The following is a 19,791-nucleotide window of genomic DNA, read 5'->3' as shown; positions in this document are numbered from 1 at the left end:
AGCGGTCGACCACTGAAGGGTTCAGATCAGATAATGACAGGTGGTGGGGACGAGACAGCAGGGTCCGGCCAGCACGACGGGCTGCGAGAGCGGCTTCGCGCAGCACTCCCGGGCGTGTACGCGCGAAACTACGCGGCAAAATCCGCGGTCGCGCTGGCAGTAATCGTCGTCGTACTCGCAGCCGTCGGCTTCGGCAGCTACCTGCAGATACAGAAACGGGTTGTCAGCGACGCAGCGACGGACCTCGAAACGTCGGCCACGCATCGCGCCGACAGCATCGAGCAGTGGCGGACAACCACCGAGACGAATGCCATCGCTATCGCGGCTGCAGGGGTGTACGACACTGGAACGCCCGCAGATATCAGACAGTACCTCACCACAGCAGCCACGGCAGAGTCGTCACGGGTTCGGTCGCTTCACTACGTCTCCACCGTCGACGACTCGGAGGTCGTTGTTGCTAGCACTGACCAGAGCACAGACGGCCGGGCTCCGTGGGCGGTCAACCCCGCGTGGAAGTCCCCAGTACTGGCGACGTTGAACGATACGACCGGTACTGAGACAGTAGTGCAATCGACGGCATACGCGGACGGTAGCGGCCACTCGATAGCGTTTGTGACTCCCGTCTCCGATGGCGACGGGGCACTAATTCTGGTTGCGCGGGTCCCGGTGGGACAGTTCAACGATGGTCGCAGCGGGTTTGAAACGCGACTGCTCACCGGGGACGGAGACCCGCTTATCGACGGTCAGGACGGTTCCGCGCCGCTCAGTCAGGACGGTCTCCGGGCCGCAACAGCGGGCCGAACGACGACTATCGAAACTGAAGACCGTGTCACAGCGTACACGCCCGTCAACGGCACGTCGTGGGTGGTCGCGACGAGCGCCGAGCGCGAGTCGCTGTACGGGACCAGCCGACTTGTCCGCCAGGGATTTCTCGCTGTCATCGGGACGGCAGTCGTCACGCTGGGCGTCGCGGGGTATCTCTTCGGACGGCACACGGTTCGACCAGTGGTACAGCTCCGCGACCGAACGCAGGCGATGAAAGAGGGTGACCTCGGCGTCGATATCTCGACCACTCGGCAGGACGAGATCGGACGGCTGTACGACGCGTTCGAGAACATGCGGGATACGCTCCGGAGCCAGATCCGACAGGCGCAGGCGGCTCGTGAGGAAGCCGAACGGTCGAGCCGCGAACTCGAACGGCAGAACGAGCGGCTGGACGAGTTCGCGTCGACGCTGAGCCACGACCTCCGCAATCCGCTGACGGTCGCTCGGGGACATGTCGAACTGCTTGCGACGCGGCTGTCGGATCCGGAGACGGATGCAGCCGACCTCCAGTCCCACATCGAGAAACTCGAAGACGCACACGACCGTATCGAGTCGATAATCGACGACGTGCTGACGCTGACGAGAAAGGGAGCAAGCGTCGAGGAGACCGCTCCGGTTCCGCTGGAGGCCGTCGTCACCGATGCGTGGGACAACATCGACAACAAAAGCGCTGGCATCGAAGTCACGGGGAGTCGAACCATCGACGCCGACCGGACGCGACTCTTACGCGCCTTCGAGAATCTGTTTCGCAACGCTATCGACCACGTCGGCCCGGACGTGACTGTCACGGTCGGACTGACGGAACACGGATTCTATGTGGCCGACGACGGGCCGGGAATCCCGACTGACGCGGTCGACAACATCTTCGAGTACGGCCACACGACGAGCGAGGACGGGACCGGGCTTGGCCTTTCTATCGTCAAGACAATCGCGGAGGCCCACGGCTGGCGGCTGTACATCGATACGACCTACCCCGACGGCGCGATGTTCGTGTTCGCGGACGTGTTCAGCGAGGACGAGCCGGACTGGTACGGAACCGAGTTCGAGTGGGGCCGACCCGAAGCCGACGACTGATATCACCGGCTATTGCAGGATTCCATTCTCTGTCGAGGGGATTCTCTCCAGACGCACGGTCAGACGAGCGGTACCGACCGCCACGCACAAATCAGGACAGAGCCAAGCGGGGGTATGACCGACCAGTCGACAGCGACGGACCGCCCGGGAGACGTGCCCACGGACCCGTCGGCTGTCCGGGACGCGCTCGTGGAGTGGTACGAGGCGGATCACCGCTCGTACCCGTGGCGGGAGACAACAGACCCCTACGAGATTCTCGTTTCTGAGGTGATGAGTCAGCAAACCCAGCTGGACAGGGTCGTCGACGCATGGGAAGACTTTCTTGACCGCTGGCCGACTGCGGCGGCGCTGGCAGCGGCCGACCGTTCTGCCGTGGTGGGTTTCTGGACCAGTCACTCGCTGGGGTACAACAACCGGGCGAAGTACCTCCACGAGGCCGCGGGGCAAATCGTCGAGGACTACGACGGCGAGTGGCCCCGGGACCCGGACGGCCTCAGCGACCTGATGGGGGTCGGCCCCTACACCGCCAACGCCGTCGCCTCCTTCGCGTTCAACAACGGGAACGCAGTCGTGGATACGAACGTCAAGCGCGTCCTGTACCGCGCCTTCGACGTGCCGGACGACGACTCGGCATTCGAGGCGACCGCGAGCGCGCTCATGCCGGAGGGACAGTCACGGGTCTGGAACAACGCCATCATGGAACTGGGCGGGGTCGCCTGCGAGAAGACGCCCGACTGCGACGGCGCGGAGTGCCCCTGGCGCGAGTGGTGCGGGGCGTACGAGACGGGCGATTTCACCGCGCCGGACGTGCCCACACAGCCCGAGTTCGAGGGGAGCCGCCGACAGATGCGGGGCCGGGTCATCTCGGCGCTGAAGGAGTACGACGAACTGCGGCTGGACGACCTCGGCCCCCGCGTGCGCGTCGACTACGCTCCCGACGGGGAGTACGGCCGGGAGTGGCTCCGCGGGCTGCTGTCGGACCTCGAAGACGACGGGCTGGTCGAGTGCGAGGGGGCCGGCGATGGAGTCGTCGCTCGCCTCAAACGCTGACCGCGAGTGGCATACATCTTGAACCCCTGTGGCTAATACGTTCCCAATGGTTGGCTTGCTCGGCTCGGTCGCCCTCATCGTCATCGCAACCGTGGTCATCTGGAAAGGCAGCGGGTACTTCGAGCAGGCCGCCGAACGACTGAGCAAGTACTACGGGCTGCCGGTAGCGGTCCACGGTGCTATCGTCGTCGCCGTCGGATCGAGCTTTCCGGAGATCAGTTCGGTCGTCATCAGCACTGTCATCCACGACGAGTTCTCGCTGGGCGTCGGGGCCATCGTCGGAAGCGCAATCTTCAATCTGCTCGTGATTCCAGCCCTCGCGGCGCTGTCGAGCGAGGAACTTCGGTCGACGCGCGACATCGTCCACAAGGACGCCCAGTTCTACGTTATCAGCGTCCTCATCCTCTTTATCGTGTTCGCGCTCGGGGCGACCTACGTCCCGGGCGGGACGAACCAGGCGGCCGTCCTGACCCCCGCACTCGCCGTCGTCCCGCTGGTGACCTACGGCATCTACGTCTTCCTGCACCAGCAGGACGCGAGCGACCACGTCGCAGACGAGACCCACAGCGTCCGTCCGGGCCGGGAGTGGGGCATGCTCGGGGTCGGCCTCGTCGTCATCACCGTCGGCGTCGAGGGGATGGTCCAGGGAGCGCTCTCGCTGGGTGTTATCTTCGACACGCCGCCGTTCCTCTGGGGATTGACTGTCATCGCCGCCGGCACGAGCCTTCCCGACGCCTTCGTCAGCGTCCGGGCGGCGAAAAACGACGACAGTGTCACGAGCCTGACGAACGTTCTGGGGAGCAACACGTTCAATCTCTTAGTGGCGATTCCAGTCGGCGTCCTGCTGGCCGGGCGGGCGACAATCGACTTCCTCGTGGCCATTCCGACGATGGGATTTCTGGGCTTTGCGACGCTCGTGTTCATCGTCTTCACGCGGACGGACCTCGAACTCACCGACCGCGAAGCGTACACGCTGCTCGGCCTGTACGTGGTGTTCGTCTGCTGGATGACCCTGGAATCCGTCGGCCTCATCGAGACAGTCCGCGGTATCTGAGCGGCGCTGGGTCGCTTTTGTCCGCCGTCGAGGCCCGCGATCCCCACAGCCGCGCGGGCTACTCGTCGGCGGGCGGTAGCTCGCGAGCGTAGACCGCTTCATCGTACGGGTCGCCGCCGATAGTGAGCGTGCGCGTCTCGACCCGCTCGAAGCCGAGGTTCTCGAAGAATTCCCGACTCCGGTCGTTCGAGGCCAGGTCGAGCGCGCGGAACTGCTCAACGCCGTGTTCCCGGAACATCGATTCGAGCCGGTCGTACAGCGCCGTCCCGATGCCCTCTCCGTGGTGGTCCGGGTGGACGTACAACCGCAGCATCGTCCCCATGGTGTGCATGGTGATGCCCTGTGTGAACCCGACGATGTCCCCGTCCTGCTCGGCGACCAGCAGCACCGCCTCGATATCGTCGAGGTCGTTGGCGGGGACGCCACCGGCCCACCCGTGCAGCGCGCTCCCCAGCGGGTCGGCGTACCAGTCGGCTATCGTCTCGTCGATGACTTCGGACTCCAGGGAGTCGTAGGCGTCGTGCCATGCCGCCCGTGCGACTCTGCGGATACCGTCGGCGTCAGCGTCGAAGGCTCGGCGGATGGTCGTCATGCGTCTCCCGACGACGGAAAGACGGGCTGTTCCGAGCCGGTTCTACACCGGATGGACTGGCGTGACAGGCAGCGCAGTACCCGAGGCTCGGCCAGATGCTGAGGCGTGTCGCGTACCATATGCTGTGTCTATCGGTTCGTTTGGGCTATCATGGCTAATATCCTCCCCCAGCGTGTGTGAACTGTTCGCATAATCTATCATGGTTTATCATTAGGTTTATGTAGTTGACACCCATTGATGCTCTTGTATGAGGACAGTCATCCTCGGTGTCATCGGCTCCGACGCGCACGTCGTTGGGATTACCATTCTGGAACGAGCGTTCGAAGCGGCAGGGTTCAACGTAGTCAACCTCGGTGTCCAGTCGTCCCAGTCGGAGTTCATCGACGCCGCGGATGAACACGACGCCGAAGCGATACTCGTGTCGTCGCTGTACGGCCACGCCGAGCAGGACTGTCAGGGGTTCCAGCAGCAGATCAATGAGGCAGGACTTGACGTGACGACGTACATCGGCGGCAACCTCGCTGTCGGACAGGATTCCTTCGAGGAGACGCGCGAGACGTTCAAAGCGCTCGGTTTCGACCGGGTCTTCGATTCGGAGACCGACCCGGAGGAGGCCATTGAGGCGCTGAAGGCCGACCTCGGCCACCGCTCCCGCGAAGAGGCCTCGTCGGAGAAAATTCAGCTCGGCTCCTGACCCACAGACTGCTGCTTCAGACGCTTGCGCCGGCGACCCCTGTGCAATCACTCTCGGCTACTGCTACTGTCGACCACGCACAGCCCGGGACGCTGTACGACCGGTACGGATGGGCCACATAGCACCGTATCTCAGCCGTCTCTACGTGTACCACGACAACTGACGTCGGCCAACGGACCGTAGCCGTGACACTCCGGCAACGGAACCGAGACCAGCGACACACTCTGTCACCCCCATTGATATACCGGGTCCACTCCATAGCACTGTCATGGCCGAACCACACGTCGTCGGCGTCGTCGGTAGTCTCAGAGACCAGAGCTACACCAGAGTTGCTATCAAGCGCGCGCTCGCCACTGCCGAAGAGCTGGGAGCGACGACGGAACTGCTGGACCTCCGGGAGTTCGACCTGCCGGTGTTCGATGCCGACCACCGCGAGGTAGGCGACGCCGTCGAATTCACTGACCGGGTCCACGCGGCTGATTCGATTTTGCTGGGGACGCCGGTGTATCACGGGTCATACTCCGGTGCGTTGAAGAACGCACTCGACTACTGCGGCTTCGACGAGTTCGAACACAAGACTGTGGGGCTGCTTGCGGTCGCTGGCGGGGGCTTTCCGATCACCGCGCTCGAACACCTCCGCTCGGTCTGCCGGGCACTGAATTGCTGGGTCATCCCGCATCAGGCCGCGGTTCCGAACGCAGGTGATTACGTCGCTGACGGCCGGATAACTGACGCAGACATCGAAGACCGGGTGACGACGCTCGGTGAGGAAGCAGTCCAGTACGCGAACATTGAGCCGGACCCGGCGTGTTTCGAGAGCGCGGAGAACGTCGGCGCAGACGATTAGCGGCGAGGACCGTGTGCGCGTCCGAGCCGTGAGCGTGTGATCCGGGGGTGCAGACGATTAGCCGCACATACCGTCGTGCGTGTCCGGCCAACGGCAGGCTGCTGACCGAGAGAAGGAAACGGTCAAACCGCCTCGCGCCCAAGTTTGCGGCGTGACTCAGTGGGTCGAGAATCCGACCGGCGGCCGGGACCGGGGGCCGACCGCGCTACTGCGCGCGTGGGTCGAGATACTCAGTCGTCCGCGGCGGTTCTTTCGCGCCGGCGTCGCACCGGGCGACCAGGCACCGGGACTGGTGTTCGCCGCGACGGTGGTCCTCTTCGAGGAGGTGAGCCGGTACGCCGTCGTCAAACTGGCCCAGCGGGGCCTCCTGTCTACGGGGCCGTTTGAGTACCCCGCTATCGGCGGCTTCTCGCCCGGCGTCGCGGTGCTGGCGCTGTTTGCTATCCTTGTGTTCGTCACGCCGGCGACGGTGCATCTGACGGCAGCGTTGCAGACCCTGCTGTTGCTCCCCGTCGCGTCGGACCGCGGTGGCGTGAGCGAAACTGTACAGGTGATGTGCTACGCGATGGCCCCCTGCCTGCTGGCTGGGCTGCCCAGCGCCGAGGTCCGGGTTCTCGTCACCGCCTGGGGTGCGGGGTTATATCTGCTGGGCACTGCTGTAGTCCACAACGTCAGGCTCCCGGTGGCGGCGATCGTCGGGGCCATCCCCGCCGCCATTATTTTCGGCTACGGCTTCCGCGGCTTCCACGCCCTCTCGGTGCTGGTCGCCGACTACGGGTTTTAGGGGCTGCCCGCGTGCATCTCTCCACGATGCTCAGTATCGACATCGACCAGTTTATGCTGGAACTCAAAGATGGCGCGTTCAAGAGCGTTGGCCCGTCGAACAAAGAAGCGACGATCAAGATGTACGACGTGGAAGGCGTCGACGTTCGAGAGTACGGCGACAAGCGCGTCAAAATTGCCTTCGAAGACGAACAGGGGAGCGAAATCGAAGTCGCTCTGTTCCCGGAGCAGGCGAAAGCCGTCGCTACAGGGCTTGAGATGCTCGAAGAAGAGAGCGAGATGTTCGAATAGCGGCCCCGTTCCGTTCGTCCGGAATTCGACAACCGTTTTAGGCCCGACATGCTTGCACCGTGTAATGGGTTCGTGTATCATCTGCGGCAAATCTGTCGAAGGACGCATCTGTGACCTCCACGAGGAGGACGCCCTGTTCGAGTTCCGTGGCTCGCGTGCCGACCAGCTATCGGTCGACCGCTACTACCGCGGCAGTGTCGACGGCTTCGCCGAGTTCGGCGTGTTCGTCGACATCGGCGACAGCGTAACGGGGCTGCTCCACCGGAGCGAACTGGACCAGCGGCTCGATTCCCTCGACTGGGAGTCGGGCGACACCGTCTACGTCCAGGTCAAGAACGTACGTGACAACGGCAACGTCGACCTCGGCTGGTCGATCCGCCAGTCCGAACGCGAGTTCCGCGGCGTCCTCGTCGACGACCCGGAGATCGGACACTCTGTCCTGCTTGAGAACGAGGACGACGAAGACGAAGCACAGTCCGACGACGGCTCCGGCGAGGTCGAGTCCGAATCGACAGCCGACGAGTCACCAAGCCAGAGCGACGACGAATCGAGTTCGGACGACGACGCCGGCACGAGCCAGTCTGAATCCGAGAGTACCGCAAGCGCCGGTGCTGTCAGCCGGGCCAACGACGCCGACCGCGTCGAGGGCACTGCGGCTGTCGGTGGCAACGACGGCGGGTCGAACACCGCTGCCGTCACCGAGTCCGGCGACGAAGCCGTCGCGGAGAGTGAGGAGCAGACGGACGAGGCGACTACCGCCGAACCGGTCGCCGCGGCTATCGGCGACCTCGACGACCACGTCGGCGCGGACGTTCGACTGGAAGGTGAAGTCGTCGGTATCCGGCAGACCTCCGGGCCAACGGTATTCGAACTACAGGACGAGACCGGTACCGTCGACTGTGCGGCTTTCGTCGAGGCCGGCGTCCGTGCCTACCCCGAGGTCGAGGAAGACGACTACATCCGACTGTCAGGCGAAGTCCGCGAACGTCGCGGTGAACTGCAGGTCGAGACCGAGGAGCTCGATGTCCTCGAAGCCGAGGAGCGCGAGGAAGTCGAACAGCGACTTGCCGACGCACTTGACGACGAAGCCCGACCTGACACGGTCGAGCCGCTCGCCGACGATACGGCGGTCGCGAACCTCTCAGAGGAACTAGTCGAAGCGGCGACCCAGATCCGGAAAGCCGTGCTGACCGACCGACCGGTCATCGTCCGCCACGCCAACACCGCGGACGGCTATCTCGCCGGCAGCGCGCTCGAACGCGCGGCACTCCCGCTGGTCACCGAGCAGCACCGCCGCGCCGACGCGAAGTATCACTACTTCGACCGGCGACCTATCGAGGGCGGCGTCTACGACATGGACGACGCGACGAAAGACACGACGACGATGCTGGACAACCGGGAGCGCCACGAGGAGAAGCTCCCGCTGTTCGTCTTCGTCGCCGCCGGTGGCACGCGTGAGAGTCTCGACGGCTTCGACCTGCTGAACGTCTACGGCGCGCCGAGCGTCGTCATCGACGACATCGACGTCGACGGCGCGGTCGTCGACACGGTCGATGCTGTCGTTTCGCCGTCCGCTGACACCGTTTCCGAGACCACGTCGACAGCGCTCGCAGCCAACGTCGCTGCACACGTCAACGAGAACGTTCGCGACGACCTGCAACACCTTCCGGCTGTGAGCTTCTGGGAGGATATCCCCGAGCCGTACGTCGACGCCGCCAGCGAGGCGGGGTACGACGAGACCGCGGTGTCGGAGCTCCGCGAAGCCGTCGCGCTGGAGGCCCACTACCAGTCCTACGAGGACAAGCGCGAACTCATCACCGACCTCGTGTTCGGTGACGACGAGGAGGATGTGGGCGGCTTGGCCGGCCACATTGCCGAGCAGTTCCGCGAGAAGGTCGACGAAGAGGTGTCCACCGCCCGTGCCAACCTCGATCACCGGACCGTCGGCGATGTCGACATCGCCGTCCTCGATACGGACGCGTTCACCCACCAGTACGAGTTCCCGCCGGAGTCGCTCCTGCTCGATGAACTCCACCGGGATGTCCGAGACGAGAGCGACGCCGTGCTCGGCATCTCGACGGACACGATGTATATCCGTGCCAACGGCGAGCTGGACCTGCACGAGCTAGTCAACGAGGTCCGCGAGCGAGTTCCCGAAGGCGGCGTCGCGACGCGGAGCGTCCGCGAGGGGACCATTCGCTATCTGGCCGGCGAACGCCCGGCCGTCCTCGACGCCACGCTGGACGTACTGGCCGACGAACTGTAGCGCAAGAGGCTTTTTCTCTCTGCTGGCAGTCTGACCGGGCATGAGCGACGGCCCCGTCAACGAAGCTGACCTCGACTGGACCGACCACGACCACGGCGACCGGACGTTCAAGCGCAAGCAGATCGGTGACGCCGCCGGCGGTGAGCAACTCGGTGCGAGCCTCTACGCCGTGCCGCCGGGCAAGCGGCTCTGGGTGCGCCACTACCACGAGGGCAACGAGGAAGCGATATTCGTCCGTGGCGGAACGGGCACACTCCGGCTCGGTCCTGAGGCCGAAGAACACACGCTAGAACGGGGCGATTACGTTGCGCTCCCGGCTGGCGAGGAGAGTACACACGAAATCGAAGCCGGCGAGTCTGAACTCCGACTGCTGATGGTTTCGACAATGGAGGAGCCGGACATTACCGTCTACCCCGACCGGGAGATGGTCGGGCTGTACGCAGGGTCGCCCCCTGGCGGCGAGAAAGCAGACCGGACGCTGTCGACGTATCTCGATATAAACGCCAAAAAGGAGTACTGGGACGAGTGAATCTTAGCGGCTGCCGACTTCGAACTCGGACAGCATCGTCTGGAGCCGCTCGGACTGCTCGGCCAGCGATTCGATGCTGGCGCTGACCTGCGACATGGACGCGGCCTGTTCCTGTGCGGTCGCGGAGGCGGTTTCGGTCTCCGCGGCGGTCGCCTCGCTGATGTCTACGGCTTCCTCGACCATCGACACCGCTTCCTCAGTCGTGGCGGCCTGGTCGTCCGTCGTGTCGCTGATTTCCTGAATCCCGTTGTCGGTCGCCTCTGCGTTCTCGGCGACTTGCGTGAACGTATCGACGACCTCCTTGACGGCTTCCGTACTCTCCTGCATATCCTCCTTGGCACCCCGTGCCTCCGTGACCGTGGTTTCGGTCTGCGCCTGGGTCTCGGCAATGAGCTGTTCGATTTCGGTCGCCGAGGCTTGCGTCTCCTCGGCGAGCTGTTTGACCTCGTCCGCGACGACGGCGAACCCGTCGCCGCCCGACCCGTTCCCGGCCCGTGCAGCCTCGATGTTGGCGTTCAGGGCCAGCATGTTCGTCTGCTCGGCAATGTCGCCGATGAGATCGACGATCTCGCCGATTTCGGCCATCTTCTCGTCCAGCCGCTCCACGTTTTCGACGGTCGAATCGATGGCGGTCTGGACCTCCCGGGACCCCGCAATCGCCTCCTGTGCCGTCTCCTCGCCGGTGTCCGCTATTTCGGCCGTCTCGCGGGACCGCTCCGCGACGGTCTCGGCGGACGCGGCGACCTCTTCGACGGTCGCCGACAGGTCAGTCATCTCGCTGGAAACGGTTTCGAGCATCTCACGCTGGTCGACCGCCCCGCTGGCGATGCCCTGAATCGACTCGCTCATGTCCTCGCTGGCCTCCGTTGCCTCGTTGGCACCGGCCGTGGCCTGATCGCTCGTGGACGCAACCTCCTCTGAGAACGCCTGTATCTCTTCCATCGCAGACTCCGTCTCCGTCATCATCTGATTGAACGACTCAGCGATCTGTGCCATCGCTTCGTTGTCGGCCACGTCGGGGTCGACGCGAACCGTCAGGTCACCGTCGGCAGCGGCCGCCATCGCCTCGCTGAATCTGCTGGCTGTCTCCTGGAGTTCCGTGTTTTGCCGCTCGGCAGCCTGCATTTTCTCCTCCGCCTTCTCGCGGGCCTTCTTGGCTTCGGCGCGTTGCCGCTCTATCTCTTCTTGTTTGGCCTGGAGATCGTCAATCTCCGAGGCGCGCTGTTCGGCCTGTTCGAAACGCGCTCGCGATTTCTCGCGTGACCGCTCAGTCGACACCCAGTTGTTCACAAGGGCGACACACAGCATCAGGACGAACCCTCCGTGGATAAGCCCCCACACCCAGGGGTTGTTAATCGCTGCCGTGTGGTTGTAAACGCGACTCGGGTCGATCGTTCCGAAGTAGCCGTGGGTGAGAACCACGTACGCCAGTCCCCATAAGAACGGGACCCAGTCCTCGTACACGGCGACCATCGCCATCCCGACGAAGAAGTGAAAGTGGGCTTCAATATAGCCGCCGGAGAACTGGACGAGAGCGAGCGACGAAACGAACACACCCGTGACCGAGAGAATCGTCCTGACACGCCGCCTGAATCGTTTGATGAGGCTCCCCGCCGACAGGGCGAACACAACCCCACAAAGCAGGAGGACCCGAGGCAGCGCGGTAGCGGGGATCTGCGCTTCAGCTATCGGAGTCGACCCGCTGTAGACTCCGAGCCCGAACAGAAACGGTATGTGCAGCAACGTCACAAGCACCACGCTCCGGTGTCGGTTACGCCACTGTTTGTCCGGGATTGTCGACCCGTCTGGGATATAGGATACGAAGCTTTCTAGCCGCTCGACTGGGCCTGGATTGCCGTCTGTTGGCTGCCCAATATCTCCCGTTGGCTGTGCCATATGTACACATGGTACGACTATCACAAATTAACCCTTTCGCGCAGATTATCAGTCCCTGAACTGGCGAATAACCACGGAACAGACATATTGAAGAGCTTATCGCCGCCCCTGAAATCGGCACCGTCTGCTGTTTACGTTTACAGACGGGCGTAGTGTTCAGGCCACTCGCTACCCACGGATTCCCGATAGCGGTTTCAGCCCGGCAAGACCGTGTCCGTGCACTCACTCGACCCGCTCAAACACAGAAGGCTCGTCCAGTAATGTCAACTGAGATAACAGAGCCGGCTCTCTGTGGTCAGGAGCTGACGTTTTAGCGGCTGCAAATGCTCACTCGCTGCTGGCTACCCCGGAGCCCGCTACGTATCGGTCGCCGAGACAGACCTGACTGCCTTCTTCGCACCGTAGTATGCCCACTCCGCACTGTAACAGAACACGCACCCGCGGAAGGTCGGTCGGTCGAGGCCCTCGGTGTCGTCAGCGTCACTGCTCATGTGCTACCTTGGTATGACAGCACAATGAACCCCACGGCTATCCCCTGTCGCTGACGATACCCGAGCGACACGCTTATTCGGCCGAGGAGCCGATTTCGCACAACGCCGATGAGCACGGAGACGCCGGACCCAGACGAGACAGAGACCTTCCAGCAGGTGTGTGCGGAGCTGGTCGACCGGATTCTCGCAGGCGAGGTCGAACGCGACGACGTCGAATCAGCCAAGATTGATGTCTGCCGGGAGTACTCCGCGCCGAAAGTGCCAAAAAACTCCGAACTACTCGATTACGCGCCACAGGAGCACCGCGAGGTGCTGGAGGAGGTGCTCCAGCGCAAGCCGGTTCGGACCGCCTCAGGCGTCTCCCCTATCGCGATCATGACGTCGCCCGAGCGGTGTCCCCACGGGAAGTGCCTGTACTGTCCCGGCGGCCCCGACTCGGAGTTCTCCTCCGCGCAGTCATACACTGGGCATGAACCCGCGGCCGCACGCGGGGAACAGAACGATTACGACCCGTACGGTCAGGTCACCCTCCGGCTCAACCAACTGCGGGAGATCGGCCACCCCGTCGACAAGGCCGAACTCATCGTGATGGGCGGGACGATGACGGCCCGGAGCCACGACTATCAGGAGTGGTTCGTCAAGCGGGCCTTGGAGGCGATGAACGACTTCGACGTCGACGCGGAGCCGACGCCCGCAGAGGACGTGAGCTTCGCCGAGGACGACTACGAGTTCCGCTATCTGGAGGACGTCATCGCCGAGAACGAGACCGCCGACGTCCGAAACGTCGCCACGACCTTCGAGACAAAGCCCGACTGGTGTGACCCCGAACAGATCGACCGGATGCTGGACCTCGGGGGCACGAAAGTCGAGGTGGGCGTCCAGACGACCTTCGAGCGCATCAACCGCGAGATGCACCGCGGCCACGGCGTTCAGGCCTCCATCGACGCGAACCGCCGGCTACGCGATTCGGGGTTCAAAGTCGGTTTCCACATGATGCCGGGCCAGCCCGGGATGTCCAAGGAGATGTGTCTGGAAGACTTCCGGCGCATCTTCGAGCAGACCGACTGGCGGCCGGACTACCTCAAGATATACCCGACGCTGATCGTCGAGGGAACCGTCACCTACGACTGGTGGCGCAAGGACGAGTTCGACCCGCTTTCCAACGACGAGGCCGCTGAGCTGGTCGCCGAAATCAAAGACATGATCCCCCGCTACACTCGCCTCCAGCGCGTCCAGCGGGACATCCCGGCGGACTTCATCGAGGGCGGCGTCTGGAAGTCGAACCTCCGACAGCTCGCCTGGCAGCGGATGGAAGAACACGACTGGACGTGTGACTGCATCCGCTGTCGCGAGGCCGGACACAGCGACGAGGCCGCCGAGAACATCGAACTCGGCGTGATGACCTACGAGGCCTGTGGCGGCACGGAACACTTCATCTCTTTCGAGGACTTCGACAACGACGTACTCGTCGGCTTCTGCCGGCTTCGGTTCCCGAACGACCCGGTCCGCCGGGAGCTACAGGACGCCGCAATCGTGCGTGAACTCCACGTTTACGGCAACGCTGTCGGCGTCGGGCAGGAAGGGGACGATGACGACCACCAGCACAAGGGGTACGGCAAGAAACTGCTGGAAAAAGCCGAGGCACTGGCCCGAGACGCCGGCTTCCCGAAGCTGGCCGTCATTTCCGGTATCGGCGTCCGGCAGTACTACCGGGAGAAACTCGGGTACAAGCAGGACGGGCCGTACGTGAGCAAGCGTCTCTGATGGCTTTCTGATCCGCTGCCCGGGCATGTGACCGAGCGTCCTGTCGACAGAGTGTGGCTGTGGAACCATGCTGTTGTGTGTTTGGCCAGCAGGAGTTGCTGCATCGCGCGGCAGGAGCCGGGCGATGAGCGAAAGAACGGCCGGCGTTTGAGGGACTATATGTATACCGACGCGCCAGCCCTGTGGGCCGGGCGCGGCGAACGGGCCATTACCCATAATGCCGGGTCTCGGCCCTTATTAGACCAGAACCGGCGGTAGCGGACAGTATACGCGATAATAGTACCTTACTCCGCGATTCGTTCCCGCTAACTAATTACCATACTGTCATCGCCCCTCCCATGGGTAAGAGTACGGGCCTGTGGCTAGCAGCGATGACGCTACTGGCTGTGGTTGCGGTGTCGACGGCCCCGATGTTTGGACCGGGTGTCGCAACGGCAGCCAATCACGAGACAGCGACTATCGAAGTGACCGACGCGTCAGCGACAAAAACCAACAGTTCTGGGACGTACGACACGCCGTTCTCAGTCGTTTCTGGCGTAGGGTTTCAAGTGGCGTTCACGGCTGAAAACTCCGGGGGCGTCAACGGCACGAAACAGGTAACGGTCACGGCAGACGACGAGGAACTTAAGCAAGTCGACGTTGCCGTCGACGGCGGCCGGCAGACGACGGAGAGCGTCCCAATCACGCTTGATGACACGGGCGAATACGACCTCGCCGTCGACGGTGTCTCAGCCGGGACGGTGACCGTCGTCGAACCGCCGAGTATCACGGTCATTGAGACGGCCGTCAACCGAACTACGATCACGCGAGGTGAACACATCGAAGTAACGCACACGCTGGAAAACACCGGCGGGAAAACCGGCGCGCTGACCATCACACCGACGCTGAAGAACACGGACACCGGAGAGTCTCAGATGGTCAACGAACTCGATGTCGAGGTCGGTGGCGGCGACACGGAAACGGCTTCGTGGACGCTGGACACCGGGGCCTTCGACGAGCTGTCTGCCGGGGAATACGAACTGCAAGCTGGTGGGGATTCGAACCCGACGATCACCATTGAGGAGTCCACTCGGTTCACCGTCGAGTACTCGCAGCTAAGCGACGAATCGACAGTAACGGATGAGCCAGTCGAACTCACCGCTCGGATGGCAAACCCCAGAGACGGCGACGGCTCGGCGACAGAGACGGTCGTGCTGCAGGCTGACGGCATCGAAATCGCCACCCGGACCGTTGAAATCGAGAACGGCGAGACGGAGACGCTGACGTTCTCGCCGACCTTCGACACCGAAGGGACGTATGCCCTGAGAGTAAACGGCGAGTCGGTCGGGTCTGTCGAAGTTGCGGACGAGGCCTCGATTCAGGTTCGGGACGCCGGGCTCATCGACACCCAGGTCAATACTGACACGGACACGGGCGGCATCGGGACCCGTGAGCCGGAGCTGTGGGTTACGGTGGAGAACACTGGTGGACAGGCCGGAACGATAACGCTGCCAATCGACGTCGGCGGCACGCAGGTCGGACAGGAGTCGACGACGGTTCCGGCCGGAGAGACAGTCAACGAGACACTACTCTATCGACTCGACGGTGCTGTTGACGAGGGTGACCACGAAGTCACGGTCGGAGATGTCACCGCCGGCACCCTGACCGTCGGCCAGCCCGATATGCAGGTCACTGATGCGAGCTGGAACCGAACGACGGTCACCCGGGGCAACGCGGCAGAGCTGACAGTAACGGCCAGGAACGACGGGGCCGTGACCGCAGAGCAGGAGTTCTGGATCGAAACGGAGACCGAAGTCGTCGACACCGTCTCGTTCGACCTTGCCCCGGGTGACTCCGGGACGGAAACGTACGTGCGAACGTTCGATGAGCCCGGGACGTACCAGTTCACGGTCGGGAGCGAGACGCAGACGGTCACAGTGGAGCAGCCAGCGACGTTCGAGGTATCTGATAGGGCGCTGAACACGACGAGTGTGAGCGAGGGCGAGAGCGTCGCGGTGACTGCAACGGTCACAAACACCGGCGACCAGGCCGGTAGCTATGAGGTCCCGCTTACCGTCGCTGACGAACGGAAAAATGCCGCGGAACTGCAACTAGAACCTGGAGAATCGACGACCGTCTCGTTCACGGAGCCGTTCACTGCCGTCGGCGCATACCCTATCGACCTTGACGACGGGCGGGTCGGGACGGTCCGCGTGTCTGAGGCGGCAACGTTCGAAACCACCGCTGTCGACTTGAACCGAACGGATGTCATCACCGGAGAGTCGATAGCGGTCACCGCGACCGTCCGGAACGAGGGCGACCAGCCCGGGACGGCCGATGTGCGGTTGCAGGAAGATGGTACCACGATAGATACGCAATCGGTGACACTCGACGGCGGCGAGGAAACGACCGTCACGTTCGTCCAGTCGTTCAGCGATGCGGGGACGCGAGCCATCGCCGTCGACAACCAGTTCGGGGCCCGTGTGACCGTCACTGAGCCGGCGACGTTCGAAATCAGCAACGCGGCGGTCAGTAGCGAATCCGTGACCCAGGGTGGCGCTGTCGAACTCAGCGCGACTGTAACGAACACCGGTGGGCGGACGGGGAACGTCACGGGCACCTTCTCAGTCGCAAATTCCGTCGTTGAGAGCCGGGAAGTGACCGTAGCCGGCGGCGAGGCGACGGAAATCACGTACGAACACGTCTTCAACAACAGCGGGAACTACGTGGTTGCTATCAATGGCGAGCGGGCGGGCACGGTCACGGTCAAGGAGCCGGCGGCGTTCGACACGGCCGCCGTCGAACTGAACCGAACGACCGCCCGGACAGGCGAACCCGTGGCGGTGACTGCCACAGTCGTCAACAACGGTGACGAGACGGGCACCTCCCCGGTTCGCCTCCAGACCAACGCTGATATCGCGGACACGACGAACGCCACGCTCTCGGGCGGACAACAGACCGAGGTTACCTTCGTCTACGTCTTCGAGAGTGGCGGCGAGTACAACGTGGCGGTCAACGGTGACTCTGGCGGAACTATCTCAGTGACACAACCCGCGACGTTCGAGGTCCGCGACGCAAAACTGAGCAATCAGTCCGTCGACACCGGTGAGTCAGTGGACGTGACAGCGACTGTCGCAAATGTCGGCACGGAGAGTGGGAATTACACCGCGGCGCTCGCAGCGAGCAATCAGACACTCAAGTCCAAAACCATCGGTCCGATCGCCGGCGGAGAAACTGCAACTGTGTCATTCAGCATCTCCTTCGACAATGAGGGCAACCGGTCGCTCTCTATTGGCAACACCCCTACCGAAACGCTCGCCGTCGAAGCTGAAGCCAGTAGTGACGGTGGCGGCGGAGGCGGTGGTGGCGGAGGCGGCGGTGGTGGTGGCGGTGGTGGCGGGTTCGATTTCGATGATGACTCGGACGAGACCGACACTGGCGGCGGCGCAGAGGCACCCGCTATCTCCCAGTCCAAGATCGATAACGGGGTCACCGTCCGGGTGTCCGCCGACGCTGCGAACTCGACGGTCTCCCAGTCGCTGAACCGCTCCGGGCCGTCCGAGACCGCGCCGGTGATCACTCTCTCGGCGCTCTCGCTCAACGTGACTAATGACAGTGCTGGGTTCAACACGACACTGCTTGGTCCACACGCCACGCCGAACGACATGGCCGCGGTTCAGGAAGACGGTGTGCGCGGGTACGTGACTGTCACCTCCGGCGCGAATGCGTCTGCCGTCAGCCGGGCGACGTACACGCTGCAGCTCAACGAATCGGCGCTTCCGGACAACGGGTCGATGGACGCGGTCCGGGTGTATCAGTACCACAACGAGTCCTGGAGTCAGCTACCGAGTACGGTAAACGGAACGAACAGGTCTATTCGGGCGACATCGCCAAACCTGGCAACCCTTGCTATCGTTTCCCCGGTCGCTAATGGGTCCACCCAGACGACAGTGGCGCCCTCGACGAATGCATCGGCGCCGACGCCCGCCGAACTCACCGTTGCTGATGCGTCCCTGATGGCTGATTGGGTCCGGGCTGGCTTCAACACGTCAGTGCGAGCGACAGTCGAGAATCCGAGCGACGAAACCGTCGAGCAGGCACTGACAGTCACCGTCGGCGGCGATTCGGTCGCTTCTCGGACCGTTCGACTCAACGCCGGCGAACAAACTACTGTGACGATAGAGTTCGAGGCTGTCGACGGCCCAGTCGCAGTCAACGGCGTCAGTGCCGGTGACCTCCGCGTCGGCTCGGATGCTGCCCAGAGCACGGGCGGCTCCGGGGCTGACGAGACTGGTGAAAGCGGTGGTGGCGCAGAGCCAGCCGCCGAAACGGTCGCAGCGTCCGGCCCGGGATTTACTGTTCAGCTAGTCGCAATCGTGTTGGCGCTGATCACCGGTTTCGCCCGCCTCCGTCGACGAGTGTGAGGCCCCAGCCGACAGAGACGTTCTATCGCTCCTGTTTCAGTGTCGGACGGACGACCTTACCGGCGGTTTGGCTGCTGCGTAACTAATCCTTTACTCACGTACACCACTGTATGAGCGGGGCCAGAACACTCTGTACTGCCGTCGCCGTCGTTTTTGCCATCGCTGTGTTCGCATCTGTCTTCGCCGTCGGCGGCGTGGTCGCTTCTGACGCCAGTCCACAGAGCGGGACTGATGGTACAGCAAGCACACCCGGGACCGCCGTTTCGTCTGTTCTCGACCGCCACACAGGGACACTACTCGGGCAGGTCAACGGGACAGACACACCGGATGACGGTGAGCAGACTGACGAAGAGACCGAGGAGCCGACTGAAACTGAAGAACCCACAGAAACTGAGAGGACAGAGAAGCCGACCGAGACAGAGGGGCCGACTGAAACCGAGGAACCTACAGAAACTACGGAGACAGAGGAACCGACCGAGAACGGAAGCCGGGAGGAGACAAACGGCGACGACGGCGCTGACCGAGGCGATTCTGACGACGATGACGGGAACTCCGATGATTCGAACGACTCAGACGACAGCTCCGATGATTCGGACAGTTCAGGCGATAGCTCGAATGGTTCAGACGACGGGGAGAACACGACTACACAGAACACGGCGGGCGGCGGCGCGCCTGCTGACAACACGGCCGGTAGCGAGAACGGAACCGTCGGGTTCGGGATGGAAACTGAAGCGGACACCGACGGGGCACCCACGCCGACCGGGCAGGGCAGCGCCGATGTCCGGATTTCGGATGCGTCACTGTCGGCTGACTGGGTCCGGGCCGGGTTCAATACGACTGTGCGAACAACAGTAACGAACACTCGCTCGCGGCCGGTCAACGAGACACTGATTGTGACAGTCGACAGCGAACCCGTGGCACGGGACCGAGTGGCGCTCAACCCCGGCGAAGAGATCGTCGTCGAGACCGAGTTCGAGGCGGTCAACGGAACCGTTCGGGTCAACGGCAAGGCCGCTGGCCCGCTCACCGTCGAAAACCAGTCCCTTTCCGGAGCTGCTAGTGACGACCGGGCAACGACCGCGGCCCAAGGCCCCGGGTTCTCACTCGCGCAGGCGGGCGTCGCTATCACGATACTCACGGTCATCTGCTGGACGCGTCAGGGCTTCCGGCGCGGCCGGGGCCGCTGAATCGGACCACTGGCGGGCGGTCCGAACTGCTTGTGTGGTGGATTT

At 63.4% G+C, this 19,791-nt stretch carries 14 protein-coding genes; 12 read left to right on the top strand and 2 right to left on the bottom strand.

The window, feature by feature from the left end:
- Positions 1-33 precede the first annotated feature (33 nt).
- The 3 genes from BVU17_07815 to BVU17_07805 all read left to right on the top strand — a co-directional run bounded on the left by BVU17_07815 (position 34) and on the right by BVU17_07805 (position 4,003).
- Positions 34-1,899, top strand: coding sequence for a two-component sensor histidine kinase (locus BVU17_07815; GenBank protein AUG47432.1), 1,866 nt, complete (start codon positions 34-36; stop codon positions 1,897-1,899).
- Between the two features lie 114 nt (positions 1,900-2,013).
- Complete coding sequence (locus tag BVU17_07810; protein ID AUG47431.1) at positions 2,014-2,949, top strand: adenine glycosylase; 936 nt, start codon at positions 2,014-2,016, stop codon at positions 2,947-2,949.
- Positions 2,950-2,995: 46 nt separating this feature from the next.
- Positions 2,996-4,003 carry a sodium:calcium antiporter gene (locus tag BVU17_07805; protein ID AUG47430.1) on the top strand — a complete coding sequence of 336 codons (1,008 nt, stop codon included), beginning with the start codon at positions 2,996-2,998 and terminating at the stop codon, positions 4,001-4,003.
- A 58-nt stretch (positions 4,004-4,061) separates the two neighbouring features.
- Here the strand turns inward: BVU17_07805 and BVU17_07800 are convergent, their stop codons facing one another.
- A complete protein-coding gene (locus BVU17_07800; GenBank protein AUG47429.1) occupies positions 4,062-4,595 on the bottom strand; it encodes a GNAT family N-acetyltransferase in 534 nt (177 codons plus the stop codon).
- Positions 4,596-4,842: 247 nt separating this feature from the next.
- On the opposite strand from BVU17_07800, the gene BVU17_07795 reads away from it, so the two are divergent.
- The 6 genes from BVU17_07795 (at position 4,843) to BVU17_07770 (ending at position 10,005) form a co-directional block, all read left to right on the top strand.
- A complete protein-coding gene (locus BVU17_07795) occupies positions 4,843-5,289 on the top strand; it encodes a methylaspartate mutase subunit S (GenBank protein ID AUG47428.1) in 447 nt (148 codons plus the stop codon).
- A 268-nt stretch (positions 5,290-5,557) separates the two neighbouring features.
- Positions 5,558-6,136, top strand: coding sequence for an FMN reductase (locus BVU17_07790; protein ID AUG47427.1), 579 nt, complete (start codon positions 5,558-5,560; stop codon positions 6,134-6,136).
- A 151-nt stretch (positions 6,137-6,287) separates the two neighbouring features.
- Positions 6,288-6,920: a hypothetical protein gene (locus tag BVU17_07785; GenBank protein ID AUG47426.1), complete on the top strand. Its 633-nt coding sequence runs from the start codon at positions 6,288-6,290 to the stop codon at positions 6,918-6,920.
- Between the two features lie 26 nt (positions 6,921-6,946).
- Positions 6,947-7,210: a hypothetical protein gene (locus BVU17_07780; GenBank protein AUG47425.1), complete on the top strand. Its 264-nt coding sequence runs from the start codon at positions 6,947-6,949 to the stop codon at positions 7,208-7,210.
- 64 nt (positions 7,211-7,274) lie between these two features.
- On the top strand, positions 7,275-9,476 hold the full coding sequence (locus tag BVU17_07775) for a DNA-binding protein (GenBank protein AUG47424.1): 2,202 nt from the start codon (positions 7,275-7,277) through the stop codon (positions 9,474-9,476).
- A gap of 40 nt (positions 9,477-9,516) precedes the next feature.
- Positions 9,517-10,005 (top strand): cupin, encoded by a 489-nt coding sequence (locus BVU17_07770; protein ID AUG47423.1) that lies wholly within the window; start codon positions 9,517-9,519, stop codon positions 10,003-10,005.
- Between the two features lie 3 nt (positions 10,006-10,008).
- On the opposite strand, the gene BVU17_07765 is transcribed toward BVU17_07770, so the two are convergent.
- Positions 10,009-11,880 (bottom strand): methyl-accepting chemotaxis protein, encoded by a 1,872-nt coding sequence (locus BVU17_07765; protein AUG48864.1) that lies wholly within the window; start codon positions 11,878-11,880, stop codon positions 10,009-10,011.
- Positions 11,881-12,500: 620 nt separating this feature from the next.
- On the opposite strand from BVU17_07765, the gene BVU17_07760 reads away from it, so the two are divergent.
- The 3 genes from BVU17_07760 (at position 12,501) to BVU17_07750 (ending at position 19,746) form a co-directional block, all read left to right on the top strand.
- Positions 12,501-14,156, top strand: a complete 1,656-nt coding sequence (locus BVU17_07760) for a tRNA uridine(34) 5-carboxymethylaminomethyl modification radical SAM/GNAT enzyme Elp3 (protein ID AUG47422.1) — start codon at positions 12,501-12,503, stop codon at positions 14,154-14,156.
- A gap of 371 nt (positions 14,157-14,527) precedes the next feature.
- Positions 14,528-18,559 carry a cell surface glycoprotein gene (locus BVU17_07755; GenBank protein AUG47421.1) on the top strand — a complete coding sequence of 1,344 codons (4,032 nt, stop codon included), beginning with the start codon at positions 14,528-14,530 and terminating at the stop codon, positions 18,557-18,559.
- A gap of 110 nt (positions 18,560-18,669) precedes the next feature.
- Positions 18,670-19,746 carry a hypothetical protein gene (locus BVU17_07750; GenBank protein AUG47420.1) on the top strand — a complete coding sequence of 359 codons (1,077 nt, stop codon included), beginning with the start codon at positions 18,670-18,672 and terminating at the stop codon, positions 19,744-19,746.
- Positions 19,747-19,791: the final 45 nt, after the last annotated feature.

The organism is Haloarcula taiwanensis, assembly GCA_002844335.1.
In the GTDB taxonomy this organism is placed as follows: Archaea; Halobacteriota; Halobacteria; order Halobacteriales; family Haloarculaceae; genus Haloarcula; species Haloarcula taiwanensis.
Note: the sequence above shows the minus strand (reverse complement) of the source record. Positions and strands in the feature narration are given on the sequence as shown.